At 62.3% G+C, this 15,355-nt stretch carries 15 protein-coding genes; 1 reads left to right on the forward strand and 14 read right to left on the reverse strand.

The window, feature by feature from the left end; genetic code table 11:
• Positions 1-361: 361 nt before the first annotated feature.
• The 7 genes from ACWIGM_RS10290 to ACWIGM_RS10320 all read right to left on the reverse strand — a co-directional run bounded on the left by ACWIGM_RS10290 (position 362) and on the right by ACWIGM_RS10320 (position 8,729).
• On the reverse strand, positions 362-763 hold the full coding sequence (locus tag ACWIGM_RS10290; RefSeq protein WP_454026969.1) for an RraA family protein: 402 nt from the start codon (positions 761-763) through the stop codon (positions 362-364).
• Positions 718-1,026 carry a hypothetical protein gene (locus ACWIGM_RS10295; RefSeq protein WP_454025846.1) on the reverse strand — a complete coding sequence of 103 codons (309 nt, stop codon included), beginning with the start codon at positions 1,024-1,026 and terminating at the stop codon, positions 718-720. The genes ACWIGM_RS10290 and ACWIGM_RS10295 overlap by 46 nt, the downstream gene beginning before the upstream one ends.
• Before the next feature lie 61 nt (positions 1,027-1,087).
• Positions 1,088-1,918, reverse strand: a complete 831-nt coding sequence (gene proC, locus ACWIGM_RS10300) for a pyrroline-5-carboxylate reductase (RefSeq protein ID WP_454025847.1) — start codon at positions 1,916-1,918, stop codon at positions 1,088-1,090.
• 74 nt (positions 1,919-1,992) lie between these two features.
• Positions 1,993-5,700, reverse strand: a complete 3,708-nt coding sequence (gene putA, locus ACWIGM_RS10305; RefSeq protein ID WP_454025848.1) for a trifunctional transcriptional regulator/proline dehydrogenase/L-glutamate gamma-semialdehyde dehydrogenase — start codon at positions 5,698-5,700, stop codon at positions 1,993-1,995.
• Positions 5,701-5,884: 184 nt separating this feature from the next.
• A complete protein-coding gene (locus ACWIGM_RS10310) occupies positions 5,885-7,027 on the reverse strand; it encodes an alpha-hydroxy acid oxidase (protein WP_454025849.1) in 1,143 nt (380 codons plus the stop codon).
• 14 nt (positions 7,028-7,041) lie between these two features.
• Complete coding sequence (locus ACWIGM_RS10315) at positions 7,042-7,818, reverse strand: class II aldolase/adducin family protein (protein ID WP_454025850.1); 777 nt, start codon at positions 7,816-7,818, stop codon at positions 7,042-7,044.
• Between the two features lie 44 nt (positions 7,819-7,862).
• Positions 7,863-8,729: an aminotransferase class IV gene (locus tag ACWIGM_RS10320; protein WP_454025851.1), complete on the reverse strand. Its 867-nt coding sequence runs from the start codon at positions 8,727-8,729 to the stop codon at positions 7,863-7,865.
• Positions 8,730-9,039: 310 nt separating this feature from the next.
• Between ACWIGM_RS10320 and ACWIGM_RS10325 the strand changes: the two genes are divergently transcribed.
• Positions 9,040-9,474 carry an MFS transporter gene (locus tag ACWIGM_RS10325; RefSeq protein ID WP_454025852.1) on the forward strand — a complete coding sequence of 145 codons (435 nt, stop codon included), beginning with the start codon at positions 9,040-9,042 and terminating at the stop codon, positions 9,472-9,474.
• Here ACWIGM_RS10325 and ACWIGM_RS10330 read toward each other — a convergent pair.
• The 7 genes from ACWIGM_RS10330 to ACWIGM_RS10360 form a co-directional block, all read right to left on the reverse strand.
• A complete protein-coding gene (locus tag ACWIGM_RS10330; protein WP_454025853.1) occupies positions 9,418-9,831 on the reverse strand; it encodes a Zn-ribbon domain-containing OB-fold protein in 414 nt (137 codons plus the stop codon). The genes ACWIGM_RS10325 and ACWIGM_RS10330 overlap by 57 nt on opposite strands.
• Positions 9,828-10,976 carry a thiolase family protein gene (locus ACWIGM_RS10335; RefSeq protein ID WP_454025854.1) on the reverse strand — a complete coding sequence of 383 codons (1,149 nt, stop codon included), beginning with the start codon at positions 10,974-10,976 and terminating at the stop codon, positions 9,828-9,830. Before ACWIGM_RS10335 ends, ACWIGM_RS10330 begins: the two co-directional genes overlap by 4 nt.
• A 7-nt stretch (positions 10,977-10,983) precedes the next feature.
• The gene (locus ACWIGM_RS10340) at positions 10,984-12,177 is read right to left on the reverse strand and encodes a CaiB/BaiF CoA transferase family protein (RefSeq protein WP_454025855.1); all 1,194 of its coding nucleotides are present in this window, start codon (positions 12,175-12,177) and stop codon (positions 10,984-10,986) included.
• A gap of 62 nt (positions 12,178-12,239) precedes the next feature.
• Positions 12,240-13,049: an ABC transporter permease gene (locus ACWIGM_RS10345; protein ID WP_454025856.1), complete on the reverse strand. Its 810-nt coding sequence runs from the start codon at positions 13,047-13,049 to the stop codon at positions 12,240-12,242.
• Entirely contained in the window at positions 13,046-13,900 is an 855-nt protein-coding gene (locus ACWIGM_RS10350; protein WP_454025857.1) for an ABC transporter permease, read from the reverse strand. Before ACWIGM_RS10350 ends, ACWIGM_RS10345 begins: the two co-directional genes overlap by 4 nt.
• Positions 13,901-13,940: 40 nt before the next feature.
• Positions 13,941-15,005 carry an ABC transporter ATP-binding protein gene (locus tag ACWIGM_RS10355; RefSeq protein ID WP_454025858.1) on the reverse strand — a complete coding sequence of 355 codons (1,065 nt, stop codon included), beginning with the start codon at positions 15,003-15,005 and terminating at the stop codon, positions 13,941-13,943.
• 26 nt (positions 15,006-15,031) lie between these two features.
• Entirely contained in the window at positions 15,032-15,355 is a 324-nt protein-coding gene (locus ACWIGM_RS10360; protein ID WP_454025859.1) for a DUF4387 domain-containing protein, read from the reverse strand.

The following is a 15,355-nucleotide window of genomic DNA, read 5'->3' on the forward strand; positions in this document are numbered from 1 at the left end:
TTGTCAATCAAATTTGCGGTGCGGGAGCCGTTTGCGGCTTCGATGTCCCTAGTCGTTCGTCATTGGGAGCTAGAGCTGTGAGGCATGCGACCCGCGCGAACCACGCTGCAGCCTCTGACTGGCCACCGCTTTTGAATCAATGCATCCAAGACGAGTGGCAGCGGTCGAATAGCACGATACGTGATTAGGAAAGCACCGGACGCCAAACAAGATTTTCACTTCTACGACACGCCGCGACCAGCTTCGCCAATCGCATGAACCAGATCACCAGCGGCGTGTTTCAAAGGATCGTTTCAATCGTAACCGAGCCAAAATCAATACTGGCTGGCCCCCCGCTCGAATCACTCCGGTCGCGCTGAAACTAAGGATGCAACGTTCGTCTGACCGACCATCGCGCCCTGGATTTATGCAATTCGATGAGAGGGAGGCGCCTCTCAATGTCTGTTCCAAGCTTTTGGTCCAGCTCGAAGATTTCTTCTGCCTCATGCATGATGTCGAAAAGGCGGGGCGCTGGCAGACAGACAACTCCATCCTCATCACCCACGACAATGTCGCAATTGGCTACAGGAACGCCGCCGCACTCGATGTCACACCCGACATCGAGCATAATCATTTCTGAGGCGTAGCTGGTTACAGCCACACCCCGAGCAAAAATCGGATAGGTGCGCCGGCCCAGGGCGGAGATGTCCCGCACACAACCATCCGCGACGATTCCTTTTAAGCCCGAAAGCTCGGCGAAGCGACTAATGTTTGCGCCGCAAATCCTAGTTCAGCATTGACTTGCGCGACTAGTGCAGCGCCTTTCGGAGCATCAGCTATGACGTCATAGAAGTTGAGGCCGTTCTTCTTTACGTTCCCAGGGCGGCCAAACTTGATTGTATGGGCTATCGCAACGAGGACTTGGCCATTTATCATTGGCTTGACCGATTGCATGCCGGTCTCAATTTTCAAACGCCTCGCCGCATCATACAATATCGATATGCCGAAAGCTCTCAGCTTAGCCTCTTCAAATTCTTTCAAGGGCATCGGAGAAAGCTCGGGTTAAAATTTTCTAAATCGGTACGATTGTGATAGGCTAAACGCAAACTCATCTTTCAATCGCCAATTCTCCAGCGCGGCGTTTGGCAGCGAATACGGCTTTTCTCATCAGAGGCATCAGACCTTGATCGTCTGACATCAAAATACTGAGCGCCGCAGCCGTGGTACCTCCAGGAGACGTCACGTTTTGACGCAAAACGTCGGATGACACAGCCGATTGAAAGAGAAGCTCCCCTGCCCCTTCGATTGTCGCTCTCGCCAACCGCTCCGCCACATCCGATGGCAGGCCTGCTTCTCGGGCCGCGGCGGCCAGACATTCCACCATGTAGAAGACGTACGCCGGTCCAGAGCCGGAGACCGCGGTGGCGGCATCAATTAGTTCTTCGCTATCGAGCCACTCAACCTTTCCAATCCCAGACAACAGGGCATCCGCTACTGTCCGTTGCGATCCGGTGACCGCAAGACCCGCCACAGCGGCGGTCACGCCCCGCTGAACCGAGGCCGGCAAATTTGGCATCGCTCTGACAATTGCCTGATTGGCAGGAAATATCCGAGACACGTCGTCGATCGTCTTTCCAGCAAGAACTGAAATAACCAGTGTGCTGGGCCGGGTGATGACGCGAACGGTCGAGGCCACCGCTTCGAGGGTTTGAGGCTTCGTGGCAAGCACCACCACCTCGGCGTCGGGGGCTGTCGACGTCGACGGGTTGAGCCCTAGGCCAATATGGCTGGCAAATCCGACCATTTCGTCGTCAGCGTGAGGATCGACAATTGTGATGCTAGTTGGGTTCAACCCGACTCGGAGCCAGCCTCGGAGCATAGCCCCGCCCATTTTGCCCGCGCCGACCAAAACCAGGGACTTCGGCAGCCTATCGATCATATGAGCTTCTCAACTTCTCTGGTGACCAATACTCTAGGCAGCCTGAATTTCGGCTCGCGCGACGGCTCGGAGGATCAGCCGATCGTCATCAGGCTGGCATTGCCGCCGGCAGCCGTGGTGTTGATCGAGGTTGAGACCTCCTCCAGCAGCCAGTTCAGGCAATAGGCGTCGGGATCGCGCTTCAGCTCCTCCGTGCTCGCTGCCTGGACAAGCACGAGCGGGCCGAACAGTCCTGCGATGCGGCGGTTCACCTCTCCGATCCGCTGGGTATCGCCCTCGACCAGCGCACCCGAGAACGGGCCGTCCGCCTCCCAGTCCGAGGTCCCGCTCACGCGCGCTTCGACCGCAGCTGGAAGGCCCGACAGCGCCCCCTTCAGCCCCGACGCTGCATCGATGACGAGCTGGTTGCCGGTCGCCAGCGCCGCCGCGACCTGCTGGTAGAGGCCGGCTTCCGTCTGCGGCACGAGCAGGATGCGGCCACGCGGATGCAACGCATAGAGATTGCGCTCGCCGACCGGGCCGGCCAGCTCGACATGCAGGCCGAGCGCCGAATGGCCGCCGATCTCGCGGGCGGCATCGGCTTCCGCCTTCAATCCCTTGCCCGAGAGCCAGGCGGCATATTCGAGTACAGCCGGATCGGTATGGACCGAGCTGTGCTGCGGCGGGATCGGCGCCTTGCGCACGAGCCGGCCGATATAGAGCGGCCCACCCGCCTTCGGCCCCGTGCCCGACAACCCGCGCCCGCCGAAGGGCTGCACGCCGACCACCGCGCCGATGATGTTGCGGTTCACGTAGAGATTGCCCGCCTTGATGCGGCTGGTGACATGGGCGATCGTCTCGTCGAGCCGGGTGTGCAGGCCGAAGGTCAGGCCATAGCCGGAGCCGTTGACCTCGTCGATCAGCTTGTCGAGATCGTCGCGCTGATAGCGGATGACGTGGAGCACGGGGCCGAAGACCTCGCGCTTCAGATCGGTCAGGGTCTTGAGTTCGACGATGGTCGGCGGCACGAAGGTGCCCTTCGCGGCAGCGTCCGGCAGCGGGAGCTGCTCGACCTTGCGGCCGAGGCCGCGCATGCGCGCGACATGCTCGTCGATCTCGGCTTTAGCGCCCTCGCTGATCACCGGGCCGATATCGACGCTGAGCTTGTCGGTGCGGCCGATCGTGAGTTCCTTCAGCGCACCCTGCAGCATGTGCAACGTGCGGTCGGCGATATCCTGCTGCAGGCAGAGAACGCGCAGCGCCGAACAGCGCTGGCCGGCGCTGTCGAAGGCCGAGGCGATGACGTCGGCAACGACCTGCTCGGCCAGCGCCGAGGAATCGACGATCATGCCGTTCTGGCCGCCGGTCTCGGCGATCAGGGGGATTGGCTTGCCCTCGGTCGAGAGACGCTCGGCCAACTGCGCCTGGATGCCGCGCGCGACCTCGGTCGAGCCGGTGAACATCACGCCGGCCGTCTCGGCCGCGCCGACCAGCGCCGCGCCGAGGCGTCCGCTGCCGGGCGTGAACTGCAAGGCGCCGCGGGGCACGCCGGCCTCGTGCAGGATCTTGACGCTCTCATGCGCGATGATCGGCGTGACGCCGGCGGGCTTGGCCATCACCGCATTGCCGGCGACGAGCGCCGCAGCGACCTGCCCGGTGAAGATCGCCAGCGGGAAATTCCACGGGCTGATGCAGACGATCGGCCCGAGCGGTGCATGTGCCGGCCCGAGCGTCTTGCGCGCCTGATCGGCATAGTAGCGCAGGAAGTCGATGGCCTCGCGCACTTCGCTGATCGCATTGGCTGCGGACTTGCCGGCCTCGCGCATGGCGATGCCCATCAGCGTCTCGATACGCGCCTGCATGATGTCGGCGGCGCGATCGAGGCAGGCGGCGCGCTCGGCCGGCGTCACGGCGGCCCAGGCCTTGCCGCCCTCGGCGGCGAGGCGGGCGATCTTGGCGGCGTCCTCGACGGCAAGCTCGGTGACCTGCCCGACGACATCGGAATGATCCGCCGGGTTCAGGATCGGCCGCGTCGTGCCCGAGATGGAGCTGTCCGCCAGCAGCGGCACGGCATGCCAGCCCTTCCCAACCGTCGCCGCGAGATTGCCCGCGAGCTCAGCCAAAGCCACCTCGTTCGAGAGGTCGATACCCCCAGAATTGGCGCGGTCGGCACCGTAGAGGTCGGCCGGCAGCGCGATCTGATCGTGCAGCATGCCGATCACCGGCATCGCCTCGACGACATCGACGGGGTCGGCGACGAGCGAGTCGATCGTGACCTTCGGGTCCGAGATGCGGTTGACGAAGGAGGAGTTCGCGCCGTTTTCGAGCAGGCGGCGCACGAGATAGGCGAGCAGCGTCTCATGCGTGCCGACCGGCGCATAGATGCGGCAGGGCCGGTCGAGATTGTCCTGGCCGACGACCTCGTCATAGAGCGGCTCGCCCATGCCGTGCAGGCATTGGAACTCGTACTTCCCGACCACGAAGTCGTTGCCGGCGAGATGATAGATCGTCGCCAGCGTCTGGGCGTTATGCGTGGCGAATTGCGGGAAGATCGCGTCGGGCGCAGCCAGCAATTTGCGGGCGCAGGCGACATAGGCGACGTCGGTATGGACCTTGCGGGTATAGACCGGGAAATCGGCGAGCCCATCGACCTGCGCGCGCTTGATCTCGGCATCCCAATAGGCGCCCTTGACCAGCCGCACCATCATGCGCCGGCCGGAGCGGCGGGCAAGATCGATGATCCAGTCGAGCACGAAGGGGCAGCGCTTGCCATAGGCCTGCACCACGAAGCCGAGTCCGTTCCAGCCCTTCAAGCCATTGTCGAAGCTCAGCGCCTCCAGCAGGTCGAGCGACAGCTCCAGCCGGTCCGCCTCCTCGGCATCGATATTGAGGCCGATATCGTAGGATTTGGCGATCAGGGCGAGCTCGCGCACCAGTGGCAGCAGCTCCGACATCACCCGGCCAGCCTGCGCGCGGCTGTAGCGCGGATGCAGCGCCGAGAGCTTGATCGAGATACCCGGGCCTTCATAGACGCCGCGTCCGTTCGCGGCCCGGCCGATGGCGTGGATCGCGTTCTCGTAATCGCGATAGTAGCGCGCGGCATCGGCGGCGGTGGTCGCGGCCTCGCCGAGCATGTCGTAGGAATAGCGGAAGCCGCGGGCCTCCAGCGGGCGGGCGCGCTTCAGCGCTTCGTCGATCGTCTCGCCGGTGACGAACTGCTCGCCCATCATCCGCATGGCCATGTCGACGCCACGGCGGATCACCGGCTCGCCGGCGCGGGCGATGAGGCGGGTCAGAGCCGCGGCGAGGCTGCGGTCATTGACGGTCGAGGTCAGCTTGCCGGTGACGACGAGGCCCCAGGTCGCGGCATTGACGAAGAGCGACTTGCCGCCGCCGACATGGGACTTCCAGTCGCCGTCCGCGATCTTGTCGCGGATCAGCGCGTCACGCGTCGCCGTGTCAGGGATACGCAGCAGCGCCTCGGCAAGGCACATCAGCGCCACGCCCTCCTGGCTGGAGAGCGAATATTCCTGAACCAGCCCCTCGACGCCGGTGCCCTTGTGCTTGGCCCGCAGCGCCTCGATCAGCTTGCGCCCCGTGCGGGCGATCTCCTGCTTGCTCGCCGGCGGCAGCTTCGCGGCTGACAGCAGAGGCGGCAGGCATTCGGTCTCGGGCCGGCGATAGGCGGCGGTGATCGCCTGGCGCAGCGCCGACTGCTCGCGGATCGGAGGGGCAAAGCCTGCGAAGGGCTGAGTTGAACCGTTTTCAGATCGCTCGATCCGAAGAGTGTTCTCAACAGGCATACAACCTCTCCGCGATCAATCGCTGCTTATCGCCGTGATGCTAGATGACCCAGCATTCGGGCAAGATGGCTACATACTCAGATTAATACTATAAATTCCACGTACAATTATAATACACGCCGCAATATTGGCGTCAAAAATATAACCCGTATTACATAATATCGAATAGAGATGACTTTATATACTAAAAGCGCCAATCGCCTCGATGTAGACATTCGCGCGAGAGCTGACTGATGCTATCGTATCCTAACATCGCCAGACTTGAGGACATTTCCTTGCGGAAGAACTCGATGCTGGTCTCGACGCCGCGCTGGCCATCCGCGGCCAGGCCGTAGGCATAACCACGACCAATGAAGCAAGCCTTCGCACCCATCGCCAGAGCTTTGATGATATCGTGCCCACGCCGGATGCCACCGTCCATCATAACGACGGCTTTGTCGTTGACGGCATCGACCACAGGCCCCAACGCCTTGATTGTCGATATCGCTCCATCAACTTGGCGACCGCCATGGTTCGACACGACAATGCCGTCGACTCCGTGCTCCACCGCCTTGACCGCGTCGTGTGGGGACAAGATTCCCTTGATCACAAGTGGACCGTCCCACATCCCTCTGATCGTCTTCAAATGCTCCCAAGTCAGGGTTCGATCGATCAGCCCACCGCCGGCTTTGGACATAATACGCTTGAAGTTGCCTTTTCCGCCCGGCATGCTGCCGAAACTCAATTTGGGGCCCATCGGCACGTCGATCATCCAACGAATTCGTGTCAACATATCAAGCACGTTCGAAGGCTTTACCTTGGCAGTATATGCGTAGCCGTGCCGGACATCACGCTCGCGCTGTGCGGGAACGTTCGAATCGACCGTCAGTACAAGAGCTTTACATCTCGCAGCCTTCGCACGTCGAATTAGTTCCTGGAAATGTCCTGGCTCTTGCATAACGTAGAGTTGGAACCAGATTGGCTCCTTCCTCGCCGCGGCAACCTCCTCGACGGAGGAAATCGCGGCGGTCGACAAACATGACGTGATTCCGCAGGCTTCAGCTGCTTTTGCGGCAGCAATGTCCCCGCGACGCGCTAGAACCCCCAGCGACCCTACTGGGCCGAGGATCAGTGGCATCGACAGTCGTTCGCCGAAAACCGTCGTGCTCAAATCGACCTTGCTCACGTCGGTTAAGACCCTCCAGACCAACCGAAGCTCTGCCAAGTCTGAGATGTTCGCTCTGAGCGTCACCTCATCGTATGATCCCCCGTCGAGATAATCGTAAAGCAGGCGCGGCAGACGCTTTTTCGCGAGCGCCTGCATGTCCTGAATGTTGATCGGTGCCACTGTCCAATCCCGTTCTATTCGCGGAAGCTGGGGTCGATCCGATCAAGCATTCTCAACAGCGCAGGCCAGTCTTTGGTTGTGCCGCTACGATTAGGCTTGTCGAAGTGAGAGGCGGTTTTTTCGGCGGTGGCGTCATCACATTCAACGGCATCACCGCCAGCAAGCGCAGCAACCTGAATTTGGCACGCAAACTCAAGGAAATACATAAGCTCGAAGGCCTCGCGGACCTCCTTGCCTCCGGTCAGGAGGCCGTGGTTTCTGAGGATGAGCACGTTGTAATCAGCAAGGTCGTTGCCGAGACGCTGTTGAACATCATGGTTCGTCGCCGTGCCGCCGTAGTCGTGATAGCCGACGCGGTTGTGAAAACGCATCGCATGTTGGGATAAGTTCAGCAGCCCGCGTCGGTGAGCCGACACCGCAGCGCCTGCCTTCGTATGAGTGTGCATCACCGACTTCATGTCGGGGCGAACCTTATGAATCGCTCCATGCACGACGAAACCGGACGAGTTGACGCCCATGCCAGTCGGGTCATCCAAGATATTGTCACTGGTATCGGCGGTCACGAGATTGGAGGCCGTGACCTCCTCAAAGAGAAGTCCGTAGGCATTAATCAGATATTTATCCGTCGAGCCGGGGACTTTAGCAGAGAGATGAGCGTAAATCTGATCGGTCATCCCAAAGTAGGCACACAGCCGAAATGCCGCGGCCAGGTTGACACGCTGTTGCCACTCCTCCGACGAGACGCGGCTTTTTACTTCAGGAAACCTAAGGATGTTGTTGGTATCGATCATGTTGCTTCCCTTCATGCTGCTCGTTGCGCTCAATTCGGCGCAAGTCATGCAATAACGTCGATACCTCTGGCGAGGCGATCTTCGAGATAGAGACCACGGAGTCGGCGGGTGACAGGGCCCGGCATCCCAGCCCCAATTTTATGGCCGTCGATCGACACGACCGGCATCACCAGGTTGACGGAGTCGGTGATAAACGCCTCCGCGGCCTCCGCTGTCTCGATAAGATCAAATGCGCGTTCCTCCACGCGGATCTGAGCTGCGCGCGCTAGCTCAACGATCGAGCTGCGCGTGATGCCTGGCAACAAAGCCCTCGACAGCTCGCGGGTGACGAGACTTCCGCCATCCGTCACGATATGGAAATTTGCCGAAGAAGTTTCGGTGATTAAGCCGTCTTCGACGAAGACAACATCATCGAATCCGTCGCGATTTGCTTGAACTTTGGCGATGGAAGAAAAAAGAAGCTGAACTGACTTTATGTCGCGCTTGTTCCACCGCCCTTCAACGGCACTGCGAACGGCAATTCCGCAATCCCACCTCGGATTATTGAGTACGGATTTCGACTGCGTGAATATCACAATAGTCGGATCTAGTGTCGTATCAAATATAAAACTACGATCTTGAACTCCACGGGAGATCTGTAGATAGACTAGACCCTCGGTCAGTCCGTTCCGTTTGACGATCTCTCTGTGGAGCGCCAGCAACCCATTTCTGTCAACGGTAGACGGAATCTCCAATTTAGCCAAAGAATTTTGCAAGCGGGCAAAATGCCCATCAAAGTCCAGCAATTTGCCAGCCGCAACGGCTGTCACCTCATAGACTGCGTCTCCAAACAGAAAACCGCGATCGAAAATGGAAACGCTGGCCGATGCTTCGGGAAGCCACTTGCCATTTGTGTAAACTGTTCTGAACATTGGAAAATCCGAAGGCGCCCTCGAAAAGTGGTCGATCACGACTGAATGCTTCTGCGGTCTCGCTGGGCTCGCTCCAGCGCGACCGTTGAGCGCGCACTGCCCGCCATTTGCAGCGCATAGTCCACAGCCCGGAACGAGCTTGATTGTATTTCATTACAATACCTTGTTTCTAAATACACTATATCGTTTGTAATTGCCTTGCACAAGAGGCATTTCTCCCCATGAGACACGAGACATCCAAGGGGCTTGGGTACTTGCGGGTGAGGCGTCGCGCCGGCATTGAAGATGGCCCGCTGCGCTCCGGCCATCCTTGCGCAAATCCGGCGTCCCGCTCTGGTCCGCCATTGTGATCGGTTGCCTGTTCTCCACCATGGTGGTGATGGACGGGGCGATCGTGAACGTGGCACTGCCGGCGATGGCGGCCGATCTCGGGCTTTCCGTGATCGGCCAGCAATTGGCGGGCGGCGCATATCTGATCGCACTCAGCGGCTTCACGCTGCACGCCGCCCGGCTCGGCGCTCTCTGTGGGCGCCGGCAGGTGCTTCAGCGCGGTCTGATCCTGTTCACTGTGGCGAGCGTCATTGGCGGCCTTGCGGGGGACGGCGCCTCGCTACATGCCGCGCGGGCTGTGCAGGGCCTGGGAGCCTCGGTGTTGGCTACATTAACGCTGGTCGTGATCGACTCGGCCTCACTTAGCGGGTCGAAAAGCTGGCAGCGGGTAGCGCCGCGCCTCGTCGGGAGATAGCAATTCCAGCTTAGCATCACTCGCGATCGAGGCCGCATCGACCTCCACGACCCGACCGAGCAGGCTGGCGCCCTCATCCAGCGCGATCTCGGCGAGAACGATCGGCACTTCCGCGTTGAACGAGGGGTGGTTCGGCCGGGTGATCAGCGAGAAGGATACGATCCTGCCGCGCCCGGACACCTCGCGCCAGATCAGGTCGGCCGAACCGGTATAGGGACAGATCGGCCGGGGGTAGAAGAACAGGGGGCCGCCATCGCGGCTCTGCTGGAGCATTAGCCTGCCTTCACGCCAGCCGGCCAGGAAGGGGGCGTTGTCCTCGTCTTCGTACGGTTGGGGATAGGCGATCTCGGCAGTCATTGCACGACCTCCAGGATGATGCTGCTGGCGGAAAGACCATGGCCATAACCGACCATGCCGTAGCCTGCGACGAGACCGCGCCTGGCATTGGCGACCTGCCTGTCGCCGGCCTCGCCGCGCAATTGGCAGACCGCTTCGGTGACGCTGAGCAAGCCGCCGGCGATGCCCGCCTGCCCACAGGAGAGCTGGCCGCCGCCGGTATTGAGCGGCAGGCTGCCGTCCCAGGAGAAGCTGTTGGCCGCCAGAAAGGCGCTGACCTCGCCCTTGCGGCAGAAGCCGAGATCCTCGAGCTGGATCGCGACCATGATCGGGTAGTCGTCATAGAGCTGGACGAAATCCATGTCCTGCGGGCCGAAGCCGGCCTTGTCGTAGAGCTTGCCCGCGAAGATCTCCCAGCCGCCGCAGAGCGGAGCAATCTCCATCGGCGGATGATTGTGGCGCTCGAAGCCCGAGAGGATGCGGACGGCCTTTCCGGCCGGGGCGCGGTCGAGCGTGGTGACGACCACGGCCTCAGCGCCGGCGCAGGGCAGCACGCAATCGTAGAGACAAATCGGGTCGGCGATGACGCGGGCGTTCATGTAGTCGTCGATCGACAGCGGGCCGCGCAGCAGTGCATGCTCGTTGCGCTGCGCGCTGCGGCGCTGGTCGACGGAGATGCGGCCGAGATCCTCGCGCCGCGTGCCATAGGTCTCCGAGTGCTTGCGCTGGATGATGCCGAACAGGCCGTTCGCGCCGCCGAAGCCGAGCGGGGTGCCGTAATTGCGCAGGCCGCGGCTGAAATTGTCCATCAACTTGAAATGACCACCGACATCGTAGTTGTCGCCGGCGATGCAGAGCACGGTCGTGGCCTGGCCACTCTCGATGGCGTGCTTGGCATTGATGATGCTGGCCACCGGGCCGGCGCTGCCGGCGGTGCCAAGATAGGCCCAGGAGACGGAGATACCGAACTGCTCCGCTGCAGTGACGGTATTGTCCGGCGGCAGCTCGAAGGACGAGATGGCCAGCCCGTCGACATCCTTGAAGGTCAGGCCGGCCGAAGCCAGCGCGTTCCGGCCCGCTTCGGCCAGAAAGGAGAAGAGCGTGCGCGTGGTGCGCTTCTCATAGGGGGTGCGGCCGTAGCCGGCGATGCCGATATTGCTTGTCATGACCGCCTCAGATGATGTGGTTGCGCCTGAGATCTTCGATCTCGACCGCGGAAAGCCCGAGCCACCCGCCGAAGACCTCGTCGTTGGACGCGCCGGGATCGCGGCCCGACCAGCGGATGTCACCCGGGGTTTCGCTGAGCTTCGGGACGGGCGCCGGCATGCGCATCGATCCGAGCGTTTCATCGACGAGCGTATGGATCGCCTCGCGGGCGGCGACATGGGCGTCGCTCAGCACGTCCGCGATGTCGTGGATCTTGCCGGCGACGACCTTGTTGGCGACGAGCTTCTCGAGCGCCACCGCCGTCGGTTGCGCCTTCAGCCAGGCCGCCACTTCCGCGTCGATGGCATCGCGATGGATCACGCGGTCGGCCATGGTGGCAAAACGCGGATCGCTCTTGAGATCGGGCCTCTGCATGGCGTCGATGAGCCCGTTATAGATGCTCTGCGAGCCGCAACTGATCGCGATCGCGCCGCCATCGGCCGTCGCATAGACGTTGCGCGGGACGTCCTCCTCCATCTGGTTGCCGAGCAGCGGCTTCTTCTGCCCGGTCTGGTCGTAGCGGACGATCACAGATTCAATGATGCGCAACAGCGGTTCGTAGAGAGCCACATCGACGACCTGGCCGCGGCCGCTGCGCTCGCGCCGGTGGATGGCGGCGAGGGCTCCGAAGGCGCCGAAGACGCCGGCGAGATAGTCGCCCATCGGGAAGGCCGAAACGGTCGGCCCCTTGTCGGGGTGGCCGGTGAAGGAGGCCAGGCCGGAGAAGGCTTCGGCGATCGTGGCATATCCGCCCTGCTCGCGATTGGGGCCCGTCTGCCCCCAGCCGCTGACGCGCACCCAGACGATGCGCGGAAATCGCTGCGAGAGTTCGGCCGGGTCGAGTCCCCAGCGCTCAAGCGTGCCCGGGCGGAAATTCTCGATGACGATGTCGCTTTCACCGATTAGGCGCAGTGCGATCTCCCGCGCCTCCGGCCGCGAGATGTCGAGGGAAATGACGTGCTTGTTGCGCGCCATGGTCTTCCACCAAAGCGCGGCCCCATCCTTGTGCGGTGGCCATTCGCGCAGGGCGTCGGGCTTTCCGGGCTTCTCGACCTTGACCACCCTCGCGCCGAAATCGGCAAGCATCGAGCCGACGAAAGGCCCCGCCAACATCGAGCCGAGTTCGAGCACCTTGAGGTCCGACAGGGCGGCTTCAGGCATAGTTCGGGCGTGCGCTTCCATGATGGCTCGCTTTCTGGAGGGATTTTGCGCGGCTCTCGCCGCTATTTTGGTGGAGCCGCCACCCGGTCGATGCCGACGAAGACATCGAGCAGGATGACGGCGACAATCGCGACATAGATCGTCCCGGCGGAGATCGCCGCGACCATCGGGTCGATCGCGTATTGGACGTAGTTGAACAGCTTCACGGGGATGGGCATCAGCGAAGCCGTCGCATTGAAGATGCTGAGCTCGACATTGATCCAGGAGATGATCAGCGCGAAGAGCCCCCCGGCGACGAGGCCGGGCTTGATGATCGGCAAGGTGACCAGAAAGAAGGTCGAGACGGGCGAGGCGCCGAGATCGAGGCTGGCTTCCTCCAGCGTCTGATCGAAGCGCGCCAGCGATGCCAGCACCGTACGCAGGATGTAGGGGACGACGATGAGGACATGGCCGGCCAGGAGCGCCGCATAGCTGCGGGCGAAGCCGAGCATGCTGGCATATTGGAGCAGGGCCGCGCCGATCACGATCGTCGGCAGGATCAGCGGCGCCAGGAAGATCGTGCTGACGAGCTTCATGCCCGGCAATTTGCTGCGCGTAATCGCAAGCGCCGTCGGCACGCCGATCAGGAGCGCGATGGCCGTCGAGGCGAGCGCGATCGAGGCGCTGAGCCCGATCGAGTCGAGATAGGAGGTGTCGGCGAGGAACTGCCGGTACCAGCGCAAGGTGAAGCCCTGCGGCGGGAAGGTCAGGTATTCGGTCTCGGTGAAGGAGACCGCGATGATGATGGCGAGCGGGATGGTCAGGAAGGCCAGGCCTGCCCAGACGAAGGCGAGAAGCAGGAAGTGGCCGATCCGTCCCGAAAACGTCATCATGCGCGCACCGCCTGGCGACCGGTCGGCTGCCGTTCGATGAAGAGGAAATAGAGCGCGATCAGGACGAGCGTGACGGCGAGCAGCCCGACCGCCAGCGCCGCGCCGAAGTTGAAGTCGAACAGCGAGCCGTATTGCTCGAAGATCGACATCGCCATGACGACGGTCCGGCCGCCGCTCATGATGCTCGGCACCACATAGGCGCTGACCGCCAGCGTGAACACGATCAACGAGCCCGCCACAACGCCGGGAAGGCTGAGCGGGAACGTCACTTTCGCGAAGGTGACGAAACGGTTCGCGCCCAGATCGAGCGCAGCCTCGACCAGCGACCGGTCGATGGTCTGCAGCACGCCGGCGACGGTCAGCACCATGAAGGGGACGAGGATATAGGTCAGGCCGATGACGATGCTGAGCTCGGTGAACAGGATCGGGAGCGGCCGATCGGTAAGGCCGAGCGCCATCAGCGTGGTGTTCACCAGGCCCTGGCGGCCGAGCAGGATCATCCAGCCGAAGGAGCGCACGATATTGCTCGTGAACAGCGGCATGATCACGAGGATGTAGCAGATGCGCCGCGCCATCCGGCTGCGCACCATGTTCACGATGTAGTAGGCGATCGGATAGCCGATGACGAAGGAGACGAGCGTCGCGATCAGCGAGAGCTTGAAGGTGATGAAGAGGATGCCGGGATAGTAGCTGTCCCCCAGAATCCGCGCGTAGTTCGCAAGGCTCCAGGCGCCGTCCTTGGTCTGGAAGCTCGCCAGGACGACCACGAAAAAGGGCACGAGAAAGAAGGCGGCCATGAAGGCGAGCGGCACGCCGACGAGGAGGGCGGCCCAGCCGTTGCGTATCCTCATGGTAAGGCCTCCCTTGCGGTGAAGCGGGCGATGCGCGGGCTCATTTGATTAGGACCCGGCCACTGTCGCGGTGCCAGGACAGCACGATCTCGTCGCCCACGGCGATCGGCGAGTCGCCCGCGAGCGTGGTCTGTTGCGCGACGATCTCCTGTCCGTCCCGGGAGACGGCGTAAATCCGGATGATGCCGCCGGCGAATGCGATCTCCCGCACGCGGGCCGGCACGCAAACCCGATCGGCGGAGGGATCTTGCGCACGGTCTACCCGGATCGCTTCGGGGCGGAGCAGATAGGTCGTCCTGCTGCCGGCCTTCGCTTCGTGACGGGCCGCGATCGAAAGCGCGCCGATGGCGAGAGAGCCATCCGCCGCGACGGTAGCCGGCAACAGATTGGCATCTCCGATGAAGTCGGCGACATAGCGCTCGGCGGGGGCATGATAGATGTCCCGGCCGGACCCGATCTGGGCGATGCGGCCGGCATCCATTACGGCGACGCGATCGGCCATGACCAGGGCCTCCTCCTGATCATGCGTGACAAAGATGAAGGTGATGCCCAGCTGCTGCTGGAGCGTCTTCAGCTCGATCTGCATCTGCTTGCGCAGCTTCAGGTCGAGCGCGCCGAGCGGCTCGTCGAGCAGGAGCACCTTCGGACGATTGGCGATCGCGCGCGCCAGCGCCACGCGCTGCTGCTGCCCGCCGGAAAGCTGCGACGGGAAGCGCTCGCCATAGATGCTCATCCCGACGGTCGCGAGGCATTCCTCGACGATCGGTGCCACCTCGCCTGCGCCCTTGCCGGCGCGGCGCGGCCCGAAACCGACATTCTGTGCGACGGTCAGGTGCGGAAACAGGGCGTAGTTCTGGAAGACGGTGTTCACCGGCCGGCGATTGGGCGGTAGGCGCTTCATCGAACGACCGTCGATCAGGATATCGCCGTCGCCGAACTCGACGAAGCCGGCGATCGCCCGCAGGAGAGTCGTCTTGCCGCAGCCGCTGGGGCCCAGCAATGCCAGGAACTCGCCCTCGGCGACATCGAGGGAAATGTCGTTCAGCACGACGAGGTCGCCGTAGCGCTTCGTCAGATGCTCGACCCTGATGTAGCCGTTGCTCATGGACGATCCGAAGTCTCGTGCAGCTTTCAAGAGGTGGGAACGAGCATGTTCATGAGCGGAACATGCTGCTGGCAACCATACATGTCGCCTTCGCCTGCCGAACCCTGGGCCCGCGGCCGCTTGATCGTGATCTTGATGGCGTTGGCCATATCGATCTCGAAGAAGGACGAGATCTCGGATACGCCGAGGCCATAGGCGGCTGCGACGGAGTCCGCCGTGACCGCCCCGGACGAGCGGATGAGCTCGTAATTCGCCTTCTCCTTGCACAGGATGTCGAAGGTGATGCGGTAGGGGCCGGCGTTCTTGCTGCGGACGATATCCGCGATCTCGCGCAAGGGACGGGCGCTCAT

It is taken from the genome of Allobosea sp. NPDC055332 (assembly GCF_053645455.1).

Bases quoted from the DNA above. Each gene is read 5' to 3' on its own strand.
- ACWIGM_RS10320 (WP_454025851.1), bottom strand. From the start codon at position 8,729: ATGTTCAGAACAGTTTACACAAATGGCAAGTGGCTTCCCGAAGCATCG.
- putA (WP_454025848.1), bottom strand. From the start codon at position 5,700: ATGCCTGTTGAGAACACTCTTCGGATCGAGCGATCTGAAAACGGTTCA.
- ACWIGM_RS10340 (WP_454025855.1), bottom strand. From the start codon at position 12,177: ATGCCTGAAGCCGCCCTGTCGGACCTCAAGGTGCTCGAACTCGGCTCG.
- ACWIGM_RS10345 (WP_454025856.1), bottom strand. From the start codon at position 13,049: ATGATGACGTTTTCGGGACGGATCGGCCACTTCCTGCTTCTCGCCTTC.
- ACWIGM_RS10350 (WP_454025857.1), bottom strand. From the start codon at position 13,900: ATGAGGATACGCAACGGCTGGGCCGCCCTCCTCGTCGGCGTGCCGCTC.
- ACWIGM_RS10335 (WP_454025854.1), bottom strand. From the start codon at position 10,976: ATGACAAGCAATATCGGCATCGCCGGCTACGGCCGCACCCCCTATGAG.
- ACWIGM_RS10360 (WP_454025859.1), bottom strand. From the start codon at position 15,355: ATGAGCGCCCGTCCCTTGCGCGAGATCGCGGATATCGTCCGCAGCAAG.
- ACWIGM_RS10330 (WP_454025853.1), bottom strand. From the start codon at position 9,831: ATGACTGCCGAGATCGCCTATCCCCAACCGTACGAAGACGAGGACAAC.
- ACWIGM_RS10315 (WP_454025850.1), bottom strand. From the start codon at position 7,818: ATGATCGATACCAACAACATCCTTAGGTTTCCTGAAGTAAAAAGCCGC.
- proC (WP_454025847.1), bottom strand. From the start codon at position 1,918: ATGATCGATAGGCTGCCGAAGTCCCTGGTTTTGGTCGGCGCGGGCAAA.
- ACWIGM_RS10355 (WP_454025858.1), bottom strand. From the start codon at position 15,005: ATGAGCAACGGCTACATCAGGGTCGAGCATCTGACGAAGCGCTACGGC.
- ACWIGM_RS10295 (WP_454025846.1), bottom strand. From the start codon at position 1,026: ATGCCCTTGAAAGAATTTGAAGAGGCTAAGCTGAGAGCTTTCGGCATA.